The following is a 22030-nucleotide window of genomic DNA, read 5'->3' as shown; positions in this document are numbered from 1 at the left end:
GAACGACAGCGTGACCTACGTCATCGCGCAGCCTTGTGTCGACGTCAAGGACAAGGCGTGCATCGAGGAGTGCCCGGTCGACTGCATCTACGAGGGCCAGCGGTCCTTGTACATCCACCCGGACGAATGCGTCGACTGTGGTGCCTGTGAGCCGGTCTGCCCGGTCGAGGCGATCTTCTACGAGGACGACACTCCCGAGGAGTGGAAGGACTACTACAAGGCGAACGTCGAGTTCTTCGACGAGCTGGGCTCGCCCGGCGGCGCCAGCAAGCTGGGGCTGATCGAGCGTGACCACCCCTTCGTCGCCGCGCTGCCGCCGCAGGGCGAGTGACGGTCTGAGCGCCAAGCGGCCGCGACCGCGCCGCCTCGGTCCCGTACGGCCCGATCACCCGATCACGGCCGGACGGGACCGAGGCGTTCGCCGCACCGTACGAAAGTGAGCCTGATACCCGTGTCCGCAGTCTCCGACCGGCTCCCCACCTTCCCCTGGGACAAGCTGGAGCCGTACAAGAAGACGGCCGCGGCCCACCCGGACGGCATCGTCGACCTCTCCGTCGGCACCCCCGTCGACCCGGTCCCCGAGCTGGTCCAGAAGGCCCTGATCGACGCCGCCGACTCGCCGGGCTACCCGACCGTCTGGGGCACCCCCGCCCTGCGCGACGCGATCACGGGCTGGCTGGAGCGCCGCCTGGGCGCCCGCGGGATCACCCACCGGCACGTCCTGCCGGTCGTCGGCTCCAAGGAGCTGGTGGCCTGGCTGCCGACCCAGCTCGGGCTCGGCCCCGGCGACAAGGTCGCCTACCCGCGCCTGGCCTACCCGACCTACGAGGTCGGCGCCCGCCTCGCCCGCGCCGAGTACGAGGTCTACGACGACCCGCGCGACCTGGACCCGGCGAACCTGAGGCTGCTCTGGCTGAACTCCCCGTCCAACCCGACGGGCAAGGTCCTGTCCCGGCGGGAGCTGACGGACATCGTCGCCTGGGCCCGCGCCCACGACGTCCTGGTCTTCTCCGACGAGTGCTACCTGGAGCTGGGCTGGGAGGCCGACCCCGTCTCGGTCCTGCACCCCGACGTCAACGGCGGCTCCCACGACGGCATCGTCGCCGTCCACTCCCTCTCCAAGCGCTCCAACCTGGCGGGCTACCGCGCGGCCTTCGTCGCCGGCGACCCGGAGGTCCTGCACCCGCTGCTCCAGATCCGCAAGCACGGCGGCATGATGACCTCCGCGCCGACCCAGGCCGCGGTCGTGGCCGCCCTCGGCGACGACGCCCACGTCCAGGAACAGCGCGCCCGCTACGCGGCCCGGCGCGAGGCCCTGCGGTCGGCACTGCTCGCCCGGGGCTTCCGCATCGAGCACAGCGAGGCGAGCCTCTACCTCTGGGCGACCCGCGAGGAGTCCTGCTGGACCACGGTCGCCGACCTGGCCGAGCTGGGCATCCTGGTGGCTCCGGGGGACTTCTACGGCGAGGCGGGCGACCGGCACGTACGCGTGGCGTTCACAGCGACCGACGAGCGCGTACGGGCGGCGGTGTCCCGCCTGACGGCGTAGCCGCGACGGAGCGGACCCGGGCGCTTCGGCGCGGCCAGGGGCGCACGGACGAAGGCCGACGGGGTTCAGGGACGTCCCTGAACCCCGTCGGCCTTCGCGAGCCGGGTCTCAGCCGCCGAGCGGCAGGCCCTTGGTGGGCAGCGAGGACGTCGGCAGGCCGCCCTTGGTGAGCGAGTCGGTCGGCAGTCCGCCCTTGGTGGCGCCCGAGGCGGCGTCCCCGAGGAGACCGCCCGCGGTCCCGGCCGCCTCCCCGGCGGCCTTCTGCGCCACGGGCGCCGCCTTCTTCACGGCGGCGCCGCCGGTCCGGCCCGCGGCCGGCACCGCCTGCCGGACCGCCTTGCCGCCCGCGGTGCCCGCGAGCGAGGTGACGTTCCGCGCGGCACCGTCGGCGGTGTTGCCGACGTGCGCCCCGTCCAGCGCGGTCAGACCGCCCAGGTCCGGGGTGGACGCCGGCAGGTTCGTGGCCGCACCGGCGGAGCCGGCCGCACCGACCCCGGCAGCCGCTCCCGCTGCGACGAGCAGCGCGGCACGGGCGATCCGGCGGGTCAGGGGGAGGGACATGATGCTCCATTCGACGGGAGAGAACGGTGTGTGCCCGAGTCCGTGTCCGGCTCGGACGCCGTGACTACCGCTCGAAGCCCGCGAAGGTTGCGGACGCCCCAGGTAAAGAATGGATAACGCATCGCATTATCAGGTGTGGATAAAAACGGGCAAAGAACATCTGTCCGGCGGCGCGCAGAATCCTTACGGCCCTTGACGCACAAGGGATTCCCCGCCCGGTCCGCCGCTCACCCGCCCGGCCCGGCCGCCGGGCGGCGGACAACCCGCCGGAGTGATCCGCCGTACTACTGTCCGGCCACGATCCGCACCGCGCCCACGGACGACTCCGCCCCGCCGGCCCCCGCCGGGCCGGCCGGCCGCCACTCGTCGCTGTCGCTGCCCACGGTCCACTCCCGCCCCGCGTACGACACCCGCTCGATGTGCAGGGCCGAGGAGTTGGCGACCGCCCACTGGGCCAGCTGCCAGCCCCGCGTCCGCTCGTCGCGCCCGGTCGCGTCCGACCCCGCGCCCCCGGTCACCGGCACGGTCACCGTCCGCCCGCGCGCGGTCGCGGTCACGCTCGGAGAGGGGGACGGCGACGGCACGGGCGTACCGCCCACCACGGCGCCGGTCTCCTGGAGCGCGTCCCGCCCGAAGTCCCGCACCAGCGCGGCCCGCACCGCGGCCGGGCCGGTCGCCGACGCCGTGCGCTGCGGACGCCCGTCGCAGGTCAGCGTGGCCGCCGCCCGGCCGGTCAGGGCCGCCGCCAGCAGCGTGGCGTCCGGCTCGTGCTTGGCGTACGCCTCCGGGTAGCCGCTGCGCTGCACCCGCTGCGCGGCCACCGTCAGCGGCAGGCCCGAGTAGTCCGGCACCTTCGCCAGGTGCGCGTAGAAGATGCCCGCCGCGTACGCCGGGTCCATGATCTGCCGCGCGGTGCCCCAGCCCTGCGAGGGCCGCTGCTGGAACAGGCCCAGCGAGTCCCGGTCGCCGTGCTCGATGTTGCGCAGCTCCGACTCCTGGAGGGCGGTGGCGAGCGCGATCGTCACGGCCCGCTCGGGCATCCCGCGCCCGGTGCCGACGGCGGCGATGGTGGCCGCGTTCGCCGCCTGCTCGGGCGTGAAATCGTACGAGGCCCCGTCGCCGGAGGCCGACACCACCTGGCAGCCGTGCGCTCCGCCGCCTCCGGTGACGTACTGCACCACGAGGTAGGCGGCGACACCGCACAGCACCAACAGGGCCGCGGCGTAACGGAAGAGGCGACCGCGTCGCCGGGTACGGGAAGGGGACGGCTCTGGCACGCGTACAAGGTACTGGAGCCCCGCCGGACCCCCGGCGGCGGACCGCGCCGCAGGTCCGGGCCGCCCCCCGCGCGCGGCGCGCTAGGGTCGGTGGCATGGCCGACACCTCGCTTGACCTCACGCTGGACGCCGCCACGCTCACCGCGCGGCTCGTGGACTTCCCGTCCGTGAGCGGCACCGAGAAGCCGCTCGCGGACGCGATCGAGACCGCCCTGCGCGCCCTGCCGCACCTGACCGTGGAGCGGTACGGCAACAACGTGATCGCCCGTACGGACCTGGGCCGCGCCGAGCGGGTCATCCTGGCCGGCCACATCGACACCGTCCCGATCGCGGACAACGTCCCCTCCCGGCTCGACGAGGACGGCGTGCTGTGGGGCTGCGGCACCTGTGACATGAAGTCGGGCGTGGCGGTGCAGCTGCGCATCGCCGCCACGGTCCCCGCCCCCAACCGCGACCTGACCTTCGTCTTCTACGACAACGAGGAGGTCGAGGCGGAGCGCAACGGGCTGCGGCACATCGCCGAGGCCCACCCGGAGTGGCTGGAGGGCGACTTCGCCATCCTGCTGGAGCCCTCCGACGGCGAGGTCGAGGGCGGCTGCCAGGGCACGCTGCGGATGCTGCTGAGGACGGAGGGCGAGCGGGCCCACTCGGCGCGCGGCTGGATGGGCTCCAACGCCATCCACGCGGCGGCGCCGATACTGGCCCGGCTGGCCTCCTACGAGGCGCGCCGGCCGGTCATCGACGGCCTGGAGTACCGCGAGGGCCTGAACGCGGTGGCCGTCGGCGGCGGCGTGGCCGGCAACGTCATCCCCGACGAGTGCGTGGTGACGGTCAACTTCCGGTACGCCCCCGACCGCACCGAGGAGGAGGCGGTCGCGCACGTCCGCGAGGTGTTCGCGGACTGCGGCGTGGCGGAGTTCGTGATCGACGACCACAGCGGCGGCGCGCTGCCCGGCCTCTCCCACCCGGCCGCCGCGGCCTTCATCGAGGCGGTGGGCGGCACCCCGCGGCCGAAGTACGGCTGGACCGACGTGTCCCGCTTCTCCGCGCTCGGTGTCCCCGCGGTCAACTACGGCCCCGGCAACCCGCACTTGGCCCACAAGCGCGACGAGCGCGTGGAGACCGCGAAGATCCTGGCGGGCGAGGAGCGCCTGCGGAACTGGCTCACCGCGTAAGCGGCCGGCCGGGCCCGCGGGACGCACGCGCGGCGGACACGCGCGGGTCCCCGCTCCGCGACCCGGCCGGCCCTAGGCTGAGACCGAACTACCGGCGAGCGGAGGGAGCGCACATGGCTACCGGGAACCCCGAGGGGAAGAAGCAGCCGCCGGACGAGCAGCGGCTCGGACCGGTCCTCCGGCGGCGCGGCCAGGTCACCGCCAGCACCACCGACCAGCGGCTGCTGGACGAGCGCGCCCCCACCGACTGGGTGCACACCGACCCCTGGCGGGTGCTGCGCATCCAGTCCGAGTTCATCGAGGGTTTCGGCACGCTCGCCGAACTCCCGCCCGCCATCAGCGTGTTCGGCTCGGCGCGGACGCCGGTGGACTCGCCCGAGTACGACGCGGGCGTGCGGCTCGGCCGGGGACTGGTGGAGGCCGGCTGGGCGGTCATCACGGGCGGCGGCCCGGGTGCCATGGAGGCGGCCAACAAGGGGGCGTGCGAGGCGGGCGGCGTCTCGGTCGGCCTCGGCATCGAGCTCCCCTTCGAGCAGGGGCTCAACCCCTACGTCGACATCGGCCTGAACTTCCGGTACTTCTTCGTCCGCAAGATGATGTTCGTGAAGTACGCGCAGGGTTTCGTGGTCCTCCCCGGCGGCCTCGGCACCCTCGACGAACTCTTCGAGGCCCTGACCCTGGTCCAGACCCAGAAGGTCACTCGCTTCCCGATCGTGCTGTTCGGCAGCGAGTACTGGGGCGGCCTGGTGGACTGGCTCCGCAGCACGGTGGTCGCCCAGGGCAAGGCGGCGGAGAAGGACCTGCTCCTGTTCCACGTCACGGACGACGTGCAGGAGGCGGTGGCCCTGGTCTCCAAGGAGGCGGGCCGCTAGGTTCCGTCGGGCTACCGGTCCGCGCAGGTGCCTGGCCGGTCCTCGCCGGTTCCCGCCGGTCCCGGCCCGGGGCGGGCAGGGGCCGGCGAGGGCGGCGGGGGCGGATGGTGCCCCGGTGGGTCAGGCCAGGCCCCGGCGGGCCACCGCGGGTGCCCGGTGCCCCGCGATGGACGCCACCATCTCCAGCACCTGACGGGTCTCCGCCACCTCGTGCACCCGGTACACCTGCGCCCCGAGCCACGCGGAGACCGCGGTCGTCGCCAGCGTGCCGATCAGCCGCTCCTTCACCGGCCGGTCCAGCGTCTCGCCCACGAAGTCCTTGTTGGACAGCGACACCAGCACCGGCCACCCCGTGGCGACCATCTCGTCCAGCCGCCGCGTCGCCTCCAGGCTGTGCCGCGTGTTCTTCCCGAAGTCGTGCCCCGGGTCGATCAGCACCGACTCCCGCGGCACACCGAGCGCGACCGCCCGCTCGGCCAGCCCCACGGTCACGTCCAGGATGTCGGCCATCACGTCGTCGTACGTCACCCGGTGCGGACGGGTCCGCGGCTGCGCCCCGCCCGCGTGCGTGCACACCAGACCGACCCCATGGCGTGCCGCGACCTCAGCGAGCCCCGGGTCGACCCCGCCCCACGCGTCGTTCAGCAGGTCCGCGCCCGCCTCGCAGACGGCCTCGCCGACCTCGGCCCGCCAGGTGTCCACGCTGATGATCACATCGGGGAAGCGGCGCCGTACCTCCGCGACGAAGCCGACCGTCCGGCGTGCCTCCTCCCGCGCCGTGACCTCCTCGCCGGGACCCGCCTTGACCCCGCCGATGTCGATGATCGCGGCGCCCTCGGCCACCGCCCGCGCCACCCGGTCCAGGGCCGGCTCGTCGCGGAAGGTGGCTCCTTGGTCGTAGAAGGAGTCCGGCGTCCGGTTGACGATCGCCATGATCACCGGTTCCCGCGGCCCGAATTCCCGCCTGCCCAGCCTGAGCATCCGCTGTGACCTCTCGTAGTGCGTCCCGCTGTGCGGCCGCCTGTGACCCTAACCGCCCCACTCGCATGGCACGATCGGAGCCTGACAGTTTCCGCTGCCGGCCCGGCGGCCGGTACGAGCGTGGGGACCCTGAGGCGATGATGATGTTCCTGTTCCTGGTCGTCGCGCTGGCCGTCGTGGTCGCCGCGGTGACGCTGGGCGTGATCGGCGGCGGGGAGAGCGGCCCGCTGCCCGAGGCGGCGCCCGAGCGGCTCCAGGACCCGCTGCCCGCGGACCGCCCGGTGGACAGCGCGGACGTGGAGAGCCTGCGCTTCCCGGTCGCGCCCCGCGGCTACCGGATGGCCGACGTCGACGACGCGCTCGGCCGGCTCGCCGCCGAACTGGCCGAGCGGGACGCCCGCATCACCGGCCTGGAGTCCGCGCTGGCCGGCGCCCGGGCCGCCGCGGCGCACGACCGGCACATCCGGCCGGACCAGGGCGAGGGCCGGGAGGACGGGCGATGACGAGCACGGCCGCCGTCCCCGGGCCGGACGGCGCCCTGCGCTGCCCGTGGGCCCTGTCCACCGACGACTACGTGGCGTACCACGACGAGGAGTGGGGCCGCCCGGTCCACGGCGACGACGCCCTGTTCGAACGGCTCAGCCTGGAGGCGTTCCAGTCGGGCCTGTCCTGGATCACGATCCTGCGCCGCCGCCCGGGGTTCCGCGCGGCCTTCGCCGGCTTCCGCGTCGAGAAGGTCGCCGCGTTCACCGAAGCCGACCGCGACCGCCTGCTGGCCGACCCCGGCATCATCCGCAACCGGGCCAAGATCGACGCCACGCTCGCCAACGCGCGGCTGCTGGCCGACTGGCCCGAGGGCGCTCTGGACGAGCTGATCTGGTCCCACGCCCCCGACCCGGCCACCCGTCCGGTCCCGCGGACCCTGACCGACGTCCCCGCCGTGACCCCGGAGTCGACGGCCCTGTCGAAGGCGCTGAAGAAGCGGGGGCTGAGGTTCGTCGGCCCGACGACCGCCTATGCGCTCATGCAGGCGTGCGGCCTGGTCGACGACCACCTGGAGACCTGCGTGGCGAGGGGCGCCGCCTGAGAGCACCGCCCGGGGGAGCCGTGTGAGGGGCTTGGGGCCGCGGCGGGGTGCGGGGCCGCACGGGGGCGCGGCCCCGGCGGGGCGTCACCGCCCCAGGTACTCCGGCTTCCGCTTCTCCACGAACGCCCGCACGGCGATGGCGTGGTCCTCCGAGCGCCCCGCCCGGGTCTGGAGCTCGTCCTCCTTCTCCAGCGTCTCGTCGAGCGAGTGCGTCAGCCCGTACGCCATCGACTCCTTCAGCGCCGCGTACGCCACCGTCGGCCCCTCGGCCAGCTTCCGCGCCACCTTCGCGGCCTCGGCGCGCAGCTCGGCGGCGGGCACGAGCCGGTTGGCGATGCCCAGCTCCAGCGCGTCCGGGGCGCTGATGCTGCGCGGGAACAGCAGCAGGTCGGCGGCGCGGCTCGGGCCGATCACCCGGGGCAGGGTCCAGGAGATGCCGGAGTCGGCGGTCAGGGCCACGCCCGCGAACGAGGTGTTGAAGGAGGCGGTGTCGGCGACCAGCCGGTAGTCCGCGGCGAGCGCGAAGCCGAACCCGGCCCCGGCCGCGACGCCGTTGACCGCGGCGACCACGGGCTTGGGCGCCCCGGCGAGCGCCCGCACGATCGGGTTGTAGTGCTCCCTGACCGTGCTCATCGTCTGCCCGGCCCCGGTCTCCCGGTCACGGGCCAGCAGCCCGATGTGCTCCTTGAGGTCCTGGCCCACGCAGAACGCCCGGTCCCCGGCGGCGGTCAGCAGGATCGCCCGTACGGCCGTGTCGCCGGCCGCCGATTCCGCCGCCTCCCGGAGGGCGACCTTGGTCGCGATGTCCAGCGCGTTCATCGCCTCGGGGCGGTTCAGCGTGATCGTCGCGAGTCCGTCGCCCACCTCGTAGAGCACGGTGTCGGCCATGGCGTATCCCCTCCGGTGTCGCGGCTGGTGACGTACCGCTCGGTACGTCCACGTCTGAGGACAGCATGACGGAGATCACCGCCCGCCGACCGGACCGGACGTGTGACCTGCGTCAAAGAAAAGCAGGTGGCGGCGGGGCGGCGAATCCTCGCGGGGCGGCGAAGTATCGCAGGCAGATCCCCGAATTGGGTGGTTTTGCTCGCGCGCGTTGCCCAAGCGATGCCGACTGATGTTGGTCTTCGGGTCCTGCGATGCGGGATAATGGCTGGGAAGCAATGTGTTCGATGCCGTGTCGCGTGTCCGTTCCGGATGGCGGGGTGCCCTCGTGGGCTGTCGGCAGACGATGAGCTGGTTTCAGGAAGGGGAACGAGCATGGCGGCCATGAAGCCGCGGACGGGCGACGGCCCGCTCGAGGTGACCAAGGAGGGGCGGGGCATCGTCATGCGCGTTCCGCTCGAAGGCGGCGGTCGACTCGTCGTCGAGCTGACCCCTGATGAGGCCGAGGCGCTCGGCGACGCCCTCAAGAAGGTCGTCGTCTGAGGTCCCAGAGATCCTGTCCTTGCGACTGTCCCGGCATCGTACGCGGTGCCGGGACAGCCGCGTTCCGGGGGTCGCCGGGGCCCCCGGTCACCGTCTGACGGCGCACAGCAGCCCGTCGCCCACCGGCAGCAGCGACGGCACCATCTCCTGGCTCTCCCGCACGGTGCGCAGCAGCTCCCGCAGCCGCAGCACCTCGGTCGGCTGCGGCCCGGAGTCGACCGTGCGGCCGCTCGCGAAGACCCCCTCGAAGACCACCAGGCCGCCGGGCCGCAGCAGACGCAACGATTCAGCGAGGTAGTCCGGGTACTCCAGCCGGTCACCGTCGCAGAAGACCAGGTCGTAGCCGGCGTCGGCGAGGCGCGGGAGCACGTCCAGGGCGCGGCCGGGGATGAAGCGGGCCCGGTTGCTGGCGAAGCCGCAGCCGCGGAAGGCCTGCCGGGCGAACTGCTGGTGCTCCGGCTCCGGATCGACCGTGGTGAGCACTCCGTCCGGCCGCATCCCGTGCAGCAGGTGGATGCCGGACACCCCGCAGCCGGTGCCGATCTCCGCGACCGCCTTCGCGTCCACGGAGGCGGCGAGCAGTCGCAGCGCGGCGCCCGTGCTGGGCGACACCGAGCGCAGCCCCGCCTCCCGGGCGCGGTCGCGGGCCCAGTGCAGCGCGTCGTCCTCGGCGACAAAGGCGTCGGCGAACGCCCAGCTCGTCTGCCGGTTGCCGGTAATGACCCTCTCCTGTCCCCGCGGTTGCCTCGGCGTGACTGTATCCGTTGGCGCCGGGAACCCGCAGATGAGCCCGGGCGTTTAGAGGGATGAGCCGGTGACCGCGGATGCGACGGGGGGCGAGAGGTGGAGCAGCGCGCCGAGCAACTGCTGACGCAGCCGCATGAGCCGTATCAGCATGTATCAAATTCTCGTAAAACCGCTTATCCGGAGCTAACGGGCGAGGTGGCTATGGTAGGGGCTCCACTGGACACCACCAGAGCCGACAGGGGAGGTGCGGCTGCGCCCGGGGACCGGGGCGGAGTGCTGCGGCGCTTCCTCGGGTCGGCGGGCAGGCCGAAATCCGTGACCGACACCGCAGCTGACAGCCACGCCTCCGGGTTCGCCGCGGGCGAGACCCAGACCGCGACCTTCGCCACCGACGCGGACGGGCAGGCGTGGACTCCGCCCACGTGGGACGAGATCGTCAGCACGCACAGCGGCCGGGTCTACCGCCTCGCCTACCGCCTGACGGGCAATCAGCATGACGCCGAGGACCTCACCCAGGAGGTCTTCGTCCGCGTCTTCCGCTCCCTGTCGACGTACTCGCCGGGCACCTTCGAGGGCTGGCTGCACCGCATCACCACCAACCTCTTCCTGGACATGGTCCGGCGCAAGCAGCGCATCCGCTTCGACGCCCTCGGCGAGGACGCGGCCGAGCGCCTGGCCAGCCGTGAGCCCACCCCGCAGCAGCTCTTCAACGACGCGCACTTCGACGCCGACGTCCAGCAGGCCCTCGACACCCTGGCGCCCGAGTTCCGCGCCGCCGTCGTCCTGTGCGACATCGAGGGACTGTCGTACGAGGAGATCGCCGCCACCCTCGGCGTGAAGCTCGGCACGGTCCGCTCCCGCATCCACCGCGGCCGGTCCCAGCTCCGCAAGGCGCTCGCGCACCGTTCCCCGGAGGCACGCGCGGCCGAGCGGCGCTCCTTCCTGTCCCGGGTCCCCGCTCTGGGGGGAGGGGGCGCGACCGCGTGAGTGGATCACGACCGAAATCCGCCGGGGAGGCGCACCTCGCGGAGCAGCACCTGGGAGACCGGCTCTCCGCCCTGGTGGACGGGGAGCTCGGTCATGAGACGCGTGAGCGGGTCCTCGCGCACCTGGCCACCTGCGCCCGGTGCAAGGCCGAGGCGGACGCCCAGCGCGCACTGAAGAACGTCTTCGCGGAGGCGGCCCCGCCCCCGCCCTCGGCGAGCTTCCTGGCCCGCCTCCAGGGCCTCTCCGAGGGAGGTGACCCGGACGGCGGCGGCACGCCACCGCTAGGGGGCGACGGCCCGGGACCCTTCGGAGTGAGACGCGACGAGCGCCTCCCGTTCGGGTACGTCCCCGCCCGCACGCCCGGCGGCCCGGAGGACGGCGGCTTCCGCATCCATCCCGTCGCCCGCCCGGACGACGGCCGCTCCGCCTCGCGCGGACGGCGGTTCGCGTTCGCCGCCGCCGGCGCGGTGTCGCTGGCCGCGGTCGCCCTCGGCGGCGTCACCACCGTCCTCCCCGGCGACCTGGCCGCGGACGCCCGCGGTGGCTCCGGGGCCGGCAGCAACGTCATCCCGGCACGCTCGGCGGGCGGGGGAGCGGCCACGCCGGACAGCCAGCGCCGCCGCCCGGTGGGGCCGCTGCTCGCCCAGGGCGGCGCGCTGCTCGGCCCCGCCCCCGTGGTCCCGACCACGCTGTCCGCGCCGCTGCTGCCCGGGGTGCCCGCCCCGGCCGACGGACAGTCCCGCACCGAGGCGGTGCGCGGGCTGACCACGCCGGTGTTCGCCGGTGCGGCCGCCCTCTCGCCGCTGATACGCCCGGTCGACGAGGCCATGGCCCTCCCCCTCGCCGACTGGTCCGCCTCCCTGCCCGACGGCACCGTCTCCCCCTCGTCGCCCTGACCGGTCGCCGCGCCGCCCCTCGCGAACCTGGTTAGATCCTGTGAGACCGTGCCCGCGGCGCCGACCCGGGGCGGCAGACGATGTCCCGTGACCGTGGCAGCACCCGGTCACGGCCCGGCCCTGGGGAGAGCATGAACGAGGGGAACCGCGTCCCGCCGGCACGCGAACCGGAGGGAGCGGCGGGGACGACACCGGCCGACCGCACCGAGAGCGCCGCACGGGAGGCCACCGGGACGGCCGGCGACTTCGAACTCGCCGCACCGACCCCACCACGGCCCCGCGCCCACTCCGTGACGCCGCAGGGGAACGGGAACCCGAGCACGGGGGGCAGCGACGCCGGACCCCATACGACGGCAGCCGCGGGTGCGGGTGTTGACGGGGAGAGGCTCACCGCGACGGCGGAGACCCCCACAGGGGTCCGGGACGCGGTCGTGACGCCCGGGGAGAACGTCGTTGCGGGCAGCGGTGTGGCTCAGGGGGCTGGAGAGGCCGCCGCCGGGGTCCCGGGCGCGGCCAGGCCCTCCGGGGAGAGCGTGGTCGAGGGCCGGGAGGTGGCTCAGGGGGCCGGAGAGGTTGTCGCCGGGGTCCGGGACGCGGTCGTGACGTCCGGGGCGAGTGCCGACGGGGGTCGGGACGTGGCTCCGGCGGCCGGCGCAGCCGTCGTGGTGGCCAGGGACCCCGTCGCCGTCGACGGCGTGGCGCACACGGCCTCCGGGACCGCCGGGGCGGAGCGCGGCGAGCGGCCCAGGCCGCTGCACGACCCCGATCCGTACAGCACCCCGCCCTACGGCCGGCCCGGCCCCTGGGCGCCCGCGCCGCCGGTGCAGCACCCGGCGGTCGCCTCCGCCGCCGCCCCCGCGCACGGCACGGCCGTACCCGCGCCCGTCACCCTGCCGCCGCCCTCCGCCGTACCCCCTGCCGTCGCCCCGCCGGTGCCCCTGTCCGCGCCCCAGACCCCGGCCGACACGTCCGCGTCCCACGCGCAGGCGCCCGCGCCGGTGGCCGCCGGGCCCCTGCCTCCCGGTGCCGTGTCCGCCCCGGTGGTTCCCGGGCCCGCGCCCCACGCGCCCGCGCCGGTGGCCGCCGGGTCCGCGGCGGTGCCGCCCGGCGGTTCCGGGGCGCAGGGGGGTGATCCCTGGGGCCGGTACGACCCCTGGGCCGCCGGGACCGCCGAGGAGCAGGCGTCGGCCCGGGGGCCGTTGCAGCAGACCGGGGCCAAGGTGCCGACGCGCGCGCAGCGCAGGCGCCGGGCCTGGCGGCACCTGGCCGGCTGGACCCTCGCCGTCGCCGTCGTCTCCGCGGGCGTCGGCGGCATCGCCGGCGCCTACGTCGCACGCGACGGCCTCGGCGACGGCGTACGGCTGCCGCGGGCCGCCGGCGTGCCCGCCGGCCGGGCGCCGGACAGCGTGGCCGGGATCGCCGCCCGCGCCCTGCCCAGCGTGGTCACGCTGCACGTCCGGGGGGCCGACCAGGCGGGCACCGGCACCGGCTTCGTCCTCGACGACCGGGGCCACATCCTCACCAACAACCACGTCGTCCAGCCCGCCGGGCCGGACGGCGAGATATCCGTGACGTTCAGCAGCGGCGACACCGTGAAGGCCGAGGTCGTCGGCCGGGACAGCGGCTACGACCTCGCCGTCGTCCGGGTGCGCGGCGTCCACGGACTCACCCCGCTGCCCCTCGGTGACTCCGACACCGTCCAGGTCGGCGACCCCGTCGTCGCCATCGGCGCCCCCTTCGACCTCGCCAACACGGTCACCGCCGGCATCATCAGCGCCAAGGAGCGGCCGATCACGGCCGGCGGGGAGAAGAGCGACGGCAGCGACGTCGCCTACGTCGACGCGCTCCAGACCGACGCCCCCATCAACCCGGGCAACTCAGGCGGTCCGCTGCTCGACTCCCGCGCCCAGGTCATCGGCATCAACTCCGCCATCCGCTCCGCGGGCAGCGGCTCCGACGCCGGTGGCGGTGAGGCCGGCTCCATCGGTCTCGGCTTCGCCATACCGGTCAACCAGGCCTGGCGGGTCGCCCGGGAGCTGATCAGCGACGGCCGTGCCACGCACCCGGTGATCGGCGTCACCCTCGACATGGGCTACGGCGGCGACGGCGCCCGGATCGACGACGAAAGCGCGCGCGGCGGCCCCGCCGTGGCCGTCGGCGGCGCCGGCGAGCGGGCCGGACTGAAGGCGGGTGACGTCGTCACCGACGTCGACGGGGAACGCGTGCACACCGGCGAGGAGCTGATCGTCAAGATCCGCGCCCACCGCCCCGGCGACCGGCTGCGGCTGACGGTGGCACGCGGCGGTACGGAGCGGGAGGTGTCGCTCGTGCTGGGCGAGTCGGAGCAGAACTGACAGAAGTCTCACCTCGGGGCGGTACCGGTCGGACGGGAACGCCGGGTACGGTTGAGCGACCGAGGACATCGCACTGGGAGCATCAGGTGTTCAATGACATAGGGCCACTGGAGCTGGTGACCATCATCGTGCTCGCCGTGCTCGTCTTCGGCCCGGACAAGCTCCCCAAGGTCATCCAGGACGTCATGCGCACGATCCGGAAGATCCGCGAGTTCTCGGAGAGCGCCAAGCAGGACATCCGCACCGAGCTGGGTCCGGAGTTCAAGGACTTCGAGTTCGAGGACCTCAACCCCAAGACGTTCCTCCGCAAGCAGCTGGACAACGAGGACCTGGGGCTGAAGGAGATCCGCAACGGGTTCGACCTGAAGAAGGAGATGGCCGAGGTCACGGACGCGGTCAACAGCCGCGACGGCGACGCGTCCCCCTCGGCCTCCGCCTCGGGGTCCTCTTCCCCCGCCTCCTCCGGCGGGCGCGTCGACATGACCAAGAAGCCCCAGGCGCCCGACGACACCGACCGCCCGCCCTTCGACGCGGACGCCACGTAAGCACCGCTCCTCCCCGGCGACACGCGCACACGGGCGTACTCCGCGCACGTGACGCGCGTCATAGCGCACCCCCTCCGCACCCGGCCTGAACAGGCCGTTCACGCGACCCACGCATGCAGTGCCTGCCCTGCCGCCGTCAGCGGTGTGGATATGCTGCCGAGTTGTTGTGCGGTCCGGACGCGTACGCCCGAAGGGGGGCGGGCCACCCGGTCCGACGAGAGCGAGGAGGCGTCCGGGCAGATGGAGACGACGAGTCGGGTGGGCGCGCAGGCGCCGGCCGCGGAGGGTGGACAACAGCTCCCCTCTGCCCGGCGCACGATCGACGGTTATCTGAGGGCGCCCTTCCCGTGGTACGGGCTGGACGAGGCGTTCACGGGACCCCGCTGGCTGATGCAGGTGGGCACGGCCGCCGACGGAGCCGTCGAGCACGGCTCGATCGGGCACGGCGACGAGCCCTCGGTGCGCGGTGAGACCGGCTCCGCCGGGGAGCAGCGGGACAGGTTCGCGGTCGTGGTGACCGTCGCCGCGCAGCCGTCCCGGCGCAGCGCCGACGGAACGGGGCTGCTGGAGGCCACGTCGGTGTCCTCGGCGGCCTGGCTGGCCGGGGTGGGGCTGCTGTCGTTCACCTGGCCCGGGCAGATGGACCACAGCCTGCGCGACGACTGGCTGGACCAGCAGACCGAGACGGCGTGGGCCCTCGCCGACGACCTCGACGGACCGGAGTGGTCCCGGCTCTCGCTGCCGGTGGACGGGGCCGCGGCCTCGTTCCACTACCGGGAGTCGGAGTACGGCTGGGTGCTCGCCGGTACGACGGAGTCCGGGGTGCACCTGGGGGCGTACGGGCGCGGGATGAGCGCGTACGGCCTCGGCTTCGCCGTGGTCAAGGACATCACCGCCTACGCCTAGCGCAGTGACCGGGGGGCCACCGCGACCACGCGGCGGCCCCTTTCCGCTTCCGTTCCCCCCGTCCGTCGGCCGTCAGCTGCCGGCCAGCGTGTGGAAGATGGCCACCGCCGCCGCGACCTGGGCGACGATCCAGGCGACGTGGGTCGACACGCCCCGCAGTTGGTAGACGGAGAGCAGCAGCGCGAACCGGCTCGGCCAGTACTGCCGGTCCTCCCTGAGCGTGAACGTGTCCATCCAGATGCTGGTGAGCGTCAGGATGGTGAGCATGATCAGCGAGTAGAGGAGCAGGTTGCGGAAGTTCACGTCGGTGAACAGGCTGAGCAGCACGGTCAGCCCGGCGGGAACCGCGTAGGAGAAGGTCAGGCTCCACGCGCGGGCGGGGCTGTGGTGGCCGGGGAGCAGCCGCCACAGCGCGCCCAGGGTGAAACCGGCGCCCGCCCACGCCAACTGGTAGGTGATGACCGTGGCGACGAGTTGCGGGATCGCGGTCGGCTCGAAGGTGAGCTGTATCAGGTTCCAGGACTCCTTCACGTCCAGGTAGGGCAGCGCGATGCTGGCCGGAATCCCGAAGCAGAAGGCCCATCGCGCGGCGCGCACGGCATTGGCCCACCAGTGGCCTTCCGGCCCGAAGGCCAGCGCGGTGTCCAGCACGGAGATGTGGGCGGGCGGCATCTGGCCGGAGCACCCGCTCACCAGCCAGGTCCGCAGCGCGGCCAGTTGGCTCTCCACCTCCTCGCGCGTCGGGGTCGTGGCGCGTCCCTGGTCCAGCAGGTGGAGTTGCTGGTTGAGGTGGCGGTACTCGCGGGACTTGAGCAGCAGTTCGGCGTGGCGCTTCTTGTTCTTCAGCCGCTTGGCGCAGAGGTCGTCGCCCAGCCGGCTCAGCACCGACCATCGCCGCCCCACGGCGAGGACCGCGAACAGCGAGCAGATGTTGAGGACGAGCCAGAAGCTGAACTGGGCCTGGCTGCCCGCGAATCCGGCCCCCTCCAGACCCGCCGTGAGGGCGAACACCGTGGCGGTGAGCAGCAGATCGGGTCCCTCCGGGCCCAGTGACGCGTGTCTGCGCTTGGTCCGTTGCGTCATGACGCGGAAGTGCAGCAGGGCGCACAGCGCGACGACCGTCAGGATCCAGCTGTAGGAGAAGATCCAGGTGAGGTCGGTGAAGGCGAAGTTGGCCATGACTCCGCTGGTGTGCGCACGGTGTTTCACCGGGTCCGGGTCGGTGAGCCAGGTGACCCTCTTCCACTGGTTCTCGCTCGTCCACCGGGCGCACCAGAGCAGGCTCCCGGCGACCACGCCGAGCAGCACGGAAACGGCGGTGACGCACCGCGCCGGGGACGTGTCCCACGCCCGGGTCCAGGAGTCGGGCAGCAAGGCTCCCTCGCGGGCGAAGCGCCACGCCCACGCAACCATGGCGGCCAGCCACAGCCAGACGGTCGCCAGGCCCATGAGGGCGTAGCCCACCTGGCCGGGGAAACCCACGCCCCGCTCGGAGACCAGGCTCTCCGGCAGGCCGAACAACCGGTGTGCCGGCACCACGAACAGACCGAGCACCGCCACCGCCGCCGCCGTGCCGACGACGGCACGGGCCTGACGGCGCCGCCGGTCCGCGAAGTCGGCGGGCGGTTCGGAGGTGTGGCCCCGCGCCGTGCGGTGCGGGCCGCCGTACCAGGGCCGGGCGACCAACAGCAGCGTGAGGCCGGCGGCGATGCTCAGGGGGATGCCCCACTGCGGGTGCGGTGGCTTCTGGGCGAAGAGCAGGATGACCATCAGGGCGACCGCGGCGCTGACCAGCGCCCACTGCACGACGGCCGTCGCCGGGTTGTCGTCGTCCCCCGGACCGGAAGCGCGGCCGGGACCGAAGGCGGCGTTCGGAGTGGAGGCGGTGTCCGGTGCCGAGGCGGTGTCCGGACCGGGATTGCCGTCCGGACCGGAGGCCGTGTGCGGACCAGGATTGCCGCCCCGACCGGAGACGGCCGCCGCACCGGAAGCGCGGCCCGGACCGGACGCGGCCTTCGGACCGGACGCGGCCTTCGGACCGGGCGTGGCCTTCGGACCGGAGGCGCCGCCCGGTCTCGGCGGGTCCGGTGCCGTGGCCGGGGTGGTGGAGGACGCCCGTTGCGCGCGCCGCGCGGCCAGGACGATCAGGGCCGAGGCGCACACCCACCAGGCGGCGATCCCGAGTTGGCCCCAGAAGGAGTTGCCGTAGGACAGGAGCCAGTAACGGCGCCATGGGAGATCGATCTCGAAGGCGATACGGCCGGGCGGCCAGTCCGTCCACATCAGGGTGTCCGCGTCCGAGGACGACGCCCGTTGGGAGAGGTCGCTGAACCGGAGTCCGCCGGTGTCCACCTCGACCTGCCGCCAGTGGGCCTTCCGGAGGGTGGGCGACCGGAGGCGGACCGTCCAGGTGTCGTCCCGCAGCCTCTCGATGAGCCAGGGACCGAGCTGGATCGGCTGGTAGTTCTTGATCCAGGCGAAGGAGTCGTACTCGACCGTGACTTTGTTCCCGGTTTCCGTCACCGCCGGATCATGGGTGCGCCATTCCGCGTTGTGCTGGGTGTTGTCCGGCCCGCGGAGCAGGCAGTGCATTGCCACCCGGTAATCGGCGGAATCCTTGCTGAGGGTCAGCTTCCGCGCAAGGCTCCATTCCTCCAGGGGAACCTCGACCCGCAGGTGTGAATCCACTCTGACGAAACTCTCGCCGTGCTGATGGAATTTCAGCTTGGCGTCCACCATGCTGGTCGACAGCTGATTTTCCCAACAGGACTGCTGCCGCGCCTCGGCGGAGGAACACCCCCAGCAGGTCATGGTCGCCGTAAGGAGCAGTAAAAAAAGCCACCACCGCATTCGCCGCATCGCCGCCGCACCTCCTCCCGGGCCAATTTAGAACGTATGTCGTGCGATGCTCTCCGTGACACGCGACGGCGGATCGGCGACCTGCTCCCGGGGTGTACCGGGCAGAATTGCGGGACATCGGCCGGGGGCTGATAATGGGATTCGATGACCGCCAACTATTGACGGAGGGGTCATGACGGACATAAACGTTTCCGCTCGGCGCGCGCCACTTCCCCGCTTCGAGGAAGCCGAGGGACTGGGCCCGCAGGACGCGGAGTTCGTCCGGGACCTGGCGGCGGTGCTGGCCAAGCACGGCAACCTCGGCCGTTTCGGCCTGTGTCTGCTGCACGACCACTTCCCGCTCGCCGCGGACGAGGTGCTGGTGGAGACGAACGACACCAGAGCCCGCACGCTCCACGTGCACGTCGAGAAGGCGGACCGGACGCGGCACGCCAAGGCGTCGCAGTGGCGGTTCGTGCCGCACGCCGGGCGGGAGCCGGGCGAGGGCCCCGAGGCGGGCTACCAGGAGGTCATGCTGTGCACCACGCTCGACCTCTGCCCGGGCCGGACGGACGACGGCGGTGACGGCGGTCGTGACGTCCGGGGCGGTCGTGACGTCCGGAGCGCCAGGGACGACCGGGACGACCGCTGAGCGCACCGGGTACGCCGGGGTACGCCGAAGGGGCGCCGTCCGCACGGACGGCGCCCCTTCGGCACGCGGCTCGCGGAGCCGTCAGAACTTGTTCTTCGGGGTGATCCCCAGGGACAGCCCCGACAGGCCCCGCTGACGGCCGCCGAGCTTGCCGGCGATGGCGCGCAGCGCCGAGCCCGCCGGGGAGCCGGGGTCGGTCAGGACCACGGGCCTGCCCTCGTCGCCGCCCTCGCGCAGACGGACGTCGATCGGAATGCTGCCGAGCACCGGCACGGTCGCACCCGTCGTGCGCGTCAGGCCGTCCGCGACCGTCTGCCCGCCGCCCGTACCGAAGACGTCGACCATCTCGCCGCAGTGCGGGCAGGGCAGGCCGGACATGTTCTCGACCACGCCGACGATCTTCTGGTGGGTCTGCACGGCGATGGAGCCGGCCCGCTCGGCGACCTCGGCCGCCGCCTGCTGCGGGGTCGTCACGACCAGGATCTCGGCGTTCGGGATCAGCTGGGCCACGGAGATCGCGATGTCACCCGTGCCCGGCGGGAGGTCGAGCAGGAGCACGTCCAGGTCGCCCCAGTACACGTCCGCGAGGAACTGCTGGAGCGCGCGGTGCAGCATCGGGCCGCGCCACACGACGGGCGCGTTGCCCGGGGTGAACATGCCGATGGAGATGACCTTCACGCCGTTCGCGGAGGGCGGCATGATCATGTTCTCGACCTGGGTGGGCCGGCCGTCGGCGCCGAGCATGCGCGGCACGCTGTGACCGTAGATGTCGGCGTCCACCACACCGACCTTCAGGCCGTCGGCCGCCATCGCCGCCGCCAGGTTCACCGTCACCGAGGACTTGCCGACACCGCCCTTGCCGGAGGCGACCGCGTACACCCGGGTGAGGTTGCCCGGCTTGGCGAACGGCACCTCGCGCTCGGCCTGGCCGCCGCGCAGCGCCGCCGCCAGCTCCTTGCGCTGCTCGTCGCTCATGACGTCCAGCGTGACGCCGACGCCGGTGACGCCCTCGACCCGGGAGACCGCCTCCGTGACGCGCTGGGTGATGGTGTCGCGCATCGGGCAGCCGGACACCGTCAGGTACACGGTGACCGCGACCGCTCCGTCCGCGCCGATCTCCACCGACTTGACCATCCCGAGTTCGGTGATCGGGCGGTTGATCTCGGGGTCGTTCACCGTCGCCAGTGCCTCGCGCACCGCGTCTTCCGTAGCCATAAGGACGATGGTACGGCGCACCGAGCGACCTCCGGGATGCCCCTCAACGGTCGTCTGTGTCACGTCCCGGCGGGTGTTCCGCCCGTTCCGCCGGAAATACGACCTGGCCCGCGTGCCCGTCGTGGCGGCGGTGCTCCTCCAGCTCCTTCATCAGGTCCTGGAGCTCCGAACGGATCCAGTCGCGGGTGGCCACCTCGCCCAGGCCCATGCGCAGCGCGGCCACCTCCCGGGTCAGGTACTCGGTGTCGGCGATGGACCGCTCGTTCTGCTTGCGGTCCTGCTCCAGGTTGACCCGGTCCCGGTCGTCCTGCCGGTTCTGCGCGAGCAGGATCAGCGGGGCGGCGTAGGACGCCTGGAGGGACAGCATCAGGGTGAGGAAGATGAACGGGTACTGGTCGAAGCGCAGGTGACGCGGGGCGGCCACGTTCCACAGCACCCAGGCGATGATGACGATCGTCATCCAGACGATGAACCGTCCGGTGCCCAGGAACCGGGCGATCCGCTCCGACAGCCGGCCGAAGGCCTCCGGGTCCCACTCGGGCAGCAGCCGGCGCCGGGGCGGGCGCGGCTGGTCCAGCCGGGCCGACCGGGGCCGCCCGGCCGCCGTGGCACCCGCCGGAGGACGCTCGCGTGTCCCGGTCTCGCGCTCAGGAACCATGCGTGGGCGCCTCCTTCCCGTCGTCCAGGTGGAACTCGGTCTCCCGCCAGTCGTCGGGGAGCATGTGGTCGAGCACGTCGTCCACGGTCACCGCGCCGAGCAGCGACCCGGACTCGTCCACCACGGGCGCCGCCACCATGTCGTACGTGGCGAAGAACCCGGCGATGACGGGCAGGGCCGCGTCCGGGGCCAGGGGTTGCAGATCGTCGTCGACCAGCGAGCTGACCAGGGTGTACGGGGGGTCGCGCAGCAGCCGCTGGAAGTGGACGGTGCCCAGGTACTTGCCGGTCGGGGTCTCGTCGGGCGGGCGGCAGACGTAGACCTGAGCGGCGAGGGCGGGGGAGAGGTCCGGGTTGCGGACCCGGGCGAGCGCGTCGGCGACGGTGGCGTCCGGGCGCAGCACGATCGGCTCCGTCGTCATCAGACCGCCGGCCGTGTGCTCCTCGTACGACATCAGACGGCGCATCTCGGCCGCGTCGGCGGGCTTCATCAGGCTCAGCAGCCGTTCCTGGTCCTCCTCGGGCAGTTCGGCGAGCAGGTCGGCCGCGTCGTCCGGGTCCATCGCCTCCAGCACGTCCGCCGCGCGCTCCTCCTTCAGCTTGCCGAGGATCTCGATCTGGTCGTCCTCGGGCAGCTCCTCCAGGACGTCGGCGAGCCGGTCGTCGTCCAGGGCGGCGGCCACCTCGGAGCGCCGCTTGGGGGACAGGTGGTGCAGCACGTTGGCGAGGTCGGCGGGGCGCAGCTGCTCGAAGGTGGCGAGCAGGCTCTCGGCGCCCTGTCCGTGCTCCTCCAGGGAGAACCCGGTGACGGCCGACCACTCGGCGGTCAGCGTCTCGCCCCTCGCCCGCCGGAAGGCGCCCGCCTTCCTCCCCTTGCGCAGGAAGACCCGGTCGACCTCCCAGTCCCGGCGGGCGGGCAGCTGCTGCACCGACACGTCGAGGACGGTGACCTCCTCGCCGGTCTCCACCAGCGTCACCCGCCGGTCCAGCAGCTCGCCGAAGACCAGCCGCTCGGTGGGCCGCTGCTCGAAGCGGCGGACATTCAGCACACCGGTGGTGATGACCTGGCCCGACTCGATGCCGGTCACCCGGGTCATGGGCAGGAAGATACGGCGACGGGTGGACAGCTCGACGACCAGCCCGAGGACGCGCGGGGGCCGTCGTCCGACGCGCAGCATGACGACCAGATCGCGTACGCGGCCCACCTGGTCGCCGGTCGGATCGAAGACGGGGACCCCGGCGAGGTGCGAGACGAAGATCCGGGGGGCACCGGCTGCCATGGCTCTGCTTCCTTTGCCTGGGG

22 protein-coding genes are annotated in these 22030 nt (G+C 73.3%); 13 read left to right on the top strand and 9 right to left on the bottom strand.

The genetic code is table 11. The annotated features are described in order from the left end of the window. Positions 1 to 10: 10 nt before the first annotated feature. Complete coding sequence (fdxA, locus tag IF37_RS0124500; protein ID WP_030746389.1) at positions 11 to 331, top strand: ferredoxin; 321 nt, start codon at positions 11 to 13, stop codon at positions 329 to 331. Between the two features lie 120 nt (positions 332 to 451). Beyond that, complete coding sequence (locus IF37_RS0124495; RefSeq protein WP_030746386.1) at positions 452 to 1549, top strand: bifunctional succinyldiaminopimelate transaminase/glutamate-prephenate aminotransferase; 1098 nt, start codon at positions 452 to 454, stop codon at positions 1547 to 1549. Between the two features lie 108 nt (positions 1550 to 1657). Here IF37_RS0124495 and IF37_RS0124490 read toward each other — a convergent pair whose 3' ends face one another. Together IF37_RS0124490 and IF37_RS0124485 are read right to left on the bottom strand one after the other, a co-directional pair. Then, complete coding sequence (locus IF37_RS0124490) at positions 1658 to 2110, bottom strand: hypothetical protein (protein WP_030746384.1); 453 nt, start codon at positions 2108 to 2110, stop codon at positions 1658 to 1660. 284 nt (positions 2111 to 2394) lie between these two features. Further along, entirely contained in the window at positions 2395 to 3387 is a 993-nt protein-coding gene (locus IF37_RS0124485; RefSeq protein ID WP_173456978.1) for a heavy metal transporter, read from the bottom strand. Positions 3388 to 3482: 95 nt separating this feature from the next. Between IF37_RS0124485 and dapE the strand changes: the two genes are divergently transcribed. Both dapE and IF37_RS0124475 read left to right on the top strand, forming a co-directional pair. Next, positions 3483 to 4562: a succinyl-diaminopimelate desuccinylase gene (gene dapE, locus IF37_RS0124480; RefSeq protein WP_030746378.1), complete on the top strand. Its 1080-nt coding sequence runs from the start codon at positions 3483 to 3485 to the stop codon at positions 4560 to 4562. 113 nt (positions 4563 to 4675) lie between these two features. Continuing rightward, positions 4676 to 5434, top strand: a complete 759-nt coding sequence (locus tag IF37_RS0124475) for a TIGR00730 family Rossman fold protein (RefSeq protein WP_030746376.1) — start codon at positions 4676 to 4678, stop codon at positions 5432 to 5434. A 120-nt stretch (positions 5435 to 5554) separates the two neighbouring features. Here the strand turns inward: IF37_RS0124475 and folP are convergent, their stop codons facing one another. Further along, positions 5555 to 6415 carry a dihydropteroate synthase gene (folP, locus tag IF37_RS0124470; RefSeq protein WP_030746374.1) on the bottom strand — a complete coding sequence of 287 codons (861 nt, stop codon included), beginning with the start codon at positions 6413 to 6415 and terminating at the stop codon, positions 5555 to 5557. A 137-nt stretch (positions 6416 to 6552) separates the two neighbouring features. On the opposite strand from folP, the gene IF37_RS0124465 reads away from it, so the two are divergent. Further along, complete coding sequence (locus tag IF37_RS0124465) at positions 6553 to 6918, top strand: DivIVA domain-containing protein (protein ID WP_030746372.1); 366 nt, start codon at positions 6553 to 6555, stop codon at positions 6916 to 6918. Next, positions 6915 to 7502 (top strand): DNA-3-methyladenine glycosylase I, encoded by a 588-nt coding sequence (locus IF37_RS0124460; protein ID WP_030746370.1) that lies wholly within the window; start codon positions 6915 to 6917, stop codon positions 7500 to 7502. The genes IF37_RS0124465 and IF37_RS0124460 overlap by 4 nt, the downstream gene beginning before the upstream one ends. A gap of 84 nt (positions 7503 to 7586) precedes the next feature. Here the strand turns inward: IF37_RS0124460 and IF37_RS0124455 are convergent, their stop codons facing one another. After that, a complete protein-coding gene (locus IF37_RS0124455; RefSeq protein ID WP_030746368.1) occupies positions 7587 to 8390 on the bottom strand; it encodes an enoyl-CoA hydratase/isomerase family protein in 804 nt (267 codons plus the stop codon). Between the two features lie 372 nt (positions 8391 to 8762). On the opposite strand from IF37_RS0124455, the gene IF37_RS42430 reads away from it, so the two are divergent. After that, positions 8763 to 8930, top strand: a complete 168-nt coding sequence (locus IF37_RS42430; protein WP_018544333.1) for a DUF3117 domain-containing protein — start codon at positions 8763 to 8765, stop codon at positions 8928 to 8930. Positions 8931 to 9017: 87 nt separating this feature from the next. Here the strand turns inward: IF37_RS42430 and IF37_RS0124445 are convergent, their stop codons facing one another. Further along, positions 9018 to 9716 (bottom strand): O-methyltransferase, encoded by a 699-nt coding sequence (locus IF37_RS0124445; RefSeq protein WP_079165861.1) that lies wholly within the window; start codon positions 9714 to 9716, stop codon positions 9018 to 9020. Positions 9717 to 9950: 234 nt separating this feature from the next. On the opposite strand from IF37_RS0124445, the gene sigE reads away from it, so the two are divergent. The 5 genes from sigE to IF37_RS0124415 all read left to right on the top strand — a co-directional run bounded on the left by sigE (position 9951) and on the right by IF37_RS0124415 (position 15365). After that, a complete protein-coding gene (gene sigE / locus IF37_RS0124435; protein ID WP_079165860.1) occupies positions 9951 to 10664 on the top strand; it encodes an RNA polymerase sigma factor SigE in 714 nt (237 codons plus the stop codon). Beyond that, positions 10661 to 11560 carry a zf-HC2 domain-containing protein gene (locus IF37_RS0124430; RefSeq protein WP_030746362.1) on the top strand — a complete coding sequence of 300 codons (900 nt, stop codon included), beginning with the start codon at positions 10661 to 10663 and terminating at the stop codon, positions 11558 to 11560. The genes sigE and IF37_RS0124430 overlap by 4 nt, the downstream gene beginning before the upstream one ends. 431 nt (positions 11561 to 11991) lie before the next feature. Continuing rightward, the gene (locus IF37_RS39645) at positions 11992 to 13914 is read left to right on the top strand and encodes a trypsin-like peptidase domain-containing protein (protein WP_253915835.1); all 1923 of its coding nucleotides are present in this window, start codon (positions 11992 to 11994) and stop codon (positions 13912 to 13914) included. Positions 13915 to 14000: 86 nt separating this feature from the next. Then, complete coding sequence (locus IF37_RS0124420; RefSeq protein ID WP_030746359.1) at positions 14001 to 14459, top strand: sec-independent translocase; 459 nt, start codon at positions 14001 to 14003, stop codon at positions 14457 to 14459. Positions 14460 to 14699: 240 nt separating this feature from the next. Then, positions 14700 to 15365 (top strand): hypothetical protein, encoded by a 666-nt coding sequence (locus tag IF37_RS0124415; protein ID WP_030746357.1) that lies wholly within the window; start codon positions 14700 to 14702, stop codon positions 15363 to 15365. Between the two features lie 72 nt (positions 15366 to 15437). Here IF37_RS0124415 and IF37_RS39640 read toward each other — a convergent pair whose 3' ends face one another. Then, entirely contained in the window at positions 15438 to 18176 is a 2739-nt protein-coding gene (locus tag IF37_RS39640; RefSeq protein ID WP_301540346.1) for a DUF6185 family protein, read from the bottom strand. Between the two features lie 220 nt (positions 18177 to 18396). On the opposite strand from IF37_RS39640, the gene IF37_RS0124405 reads away from it, so the two are divergent. Next, positions 18397 to 18855, top strand: a complete 459-nt coding sequence (locus tag IF37_RS0124405; protein ID WP_253915833.1) for a hypothetical protein — start codon at positions 18397 to 18399, stop codon at positions 18853 to 18855. An 81-nt stretch (positions 18856 to 18936) separates the two neighbouring features. Here IF37_RS0124405 and IF37_RS0124400 read toward each other — a convergent pair whose 3' ends face one another. Genes IF37_RS0124400 through IF37_RS0124390 form a run of 3 tightly spaced genes read right to left on the bottom strand, consistent with a single transcriptional unit; the run spans position 18937 to position 22007 of the window. Next, positions 18937 to 20070, bottom strand: coding sequence for an Mrp/NBP35 family ATP-binding protein (locus IF37_RS0124400; RefSeq protein WP_030746349.1), 1134 nt, complete (start codon positions 20068 to 20070; stop codon positions 18937 to 18939). A 43-nt stretch (positions 20071 to 20113) separates the two neighbouring features. Further along, positions 20114 to 20728, bottom strand: a complete 615-nt coding sequence (locus IF37_RS0124395) for a DUF1003 domain-containing protein (RefSeq protein WP_030746346.1) — start codon at positions 20726 to 20728, stop codon at positions 20114 to 20116. After that, positions 20718 to 22007 carry a CBS domain-containing protein gene (locus tag IF37_RS0124390; RefSeq protein ID WP_030746343.1) on the bottom strand — a complete coding sequence of 430 codons (1290 nt, stop codon included), beginning with the start codon at positions 22005 to 22007 and terminating at the stop codon, positions 20718 to 20720. Before IF37_RS0124390 ends, IF37_RS0124395 begins: the two co-directional genes overlap by 11 nt. Positions 22008 to 22030 lie beyond the last annotated feature (23 nt).

This window comes from Streptomyces sp. NRRL S-31 (assembly GCF_000718775.1).
Lineage (GTDB): Bacteria > Actinomycetota > Actinomycetes > Streptomycetales > Streptomycetaceae > Streptomyces.
This window is presented reverse-complemented; position numbering and strand designations above follow the sequence as displayed.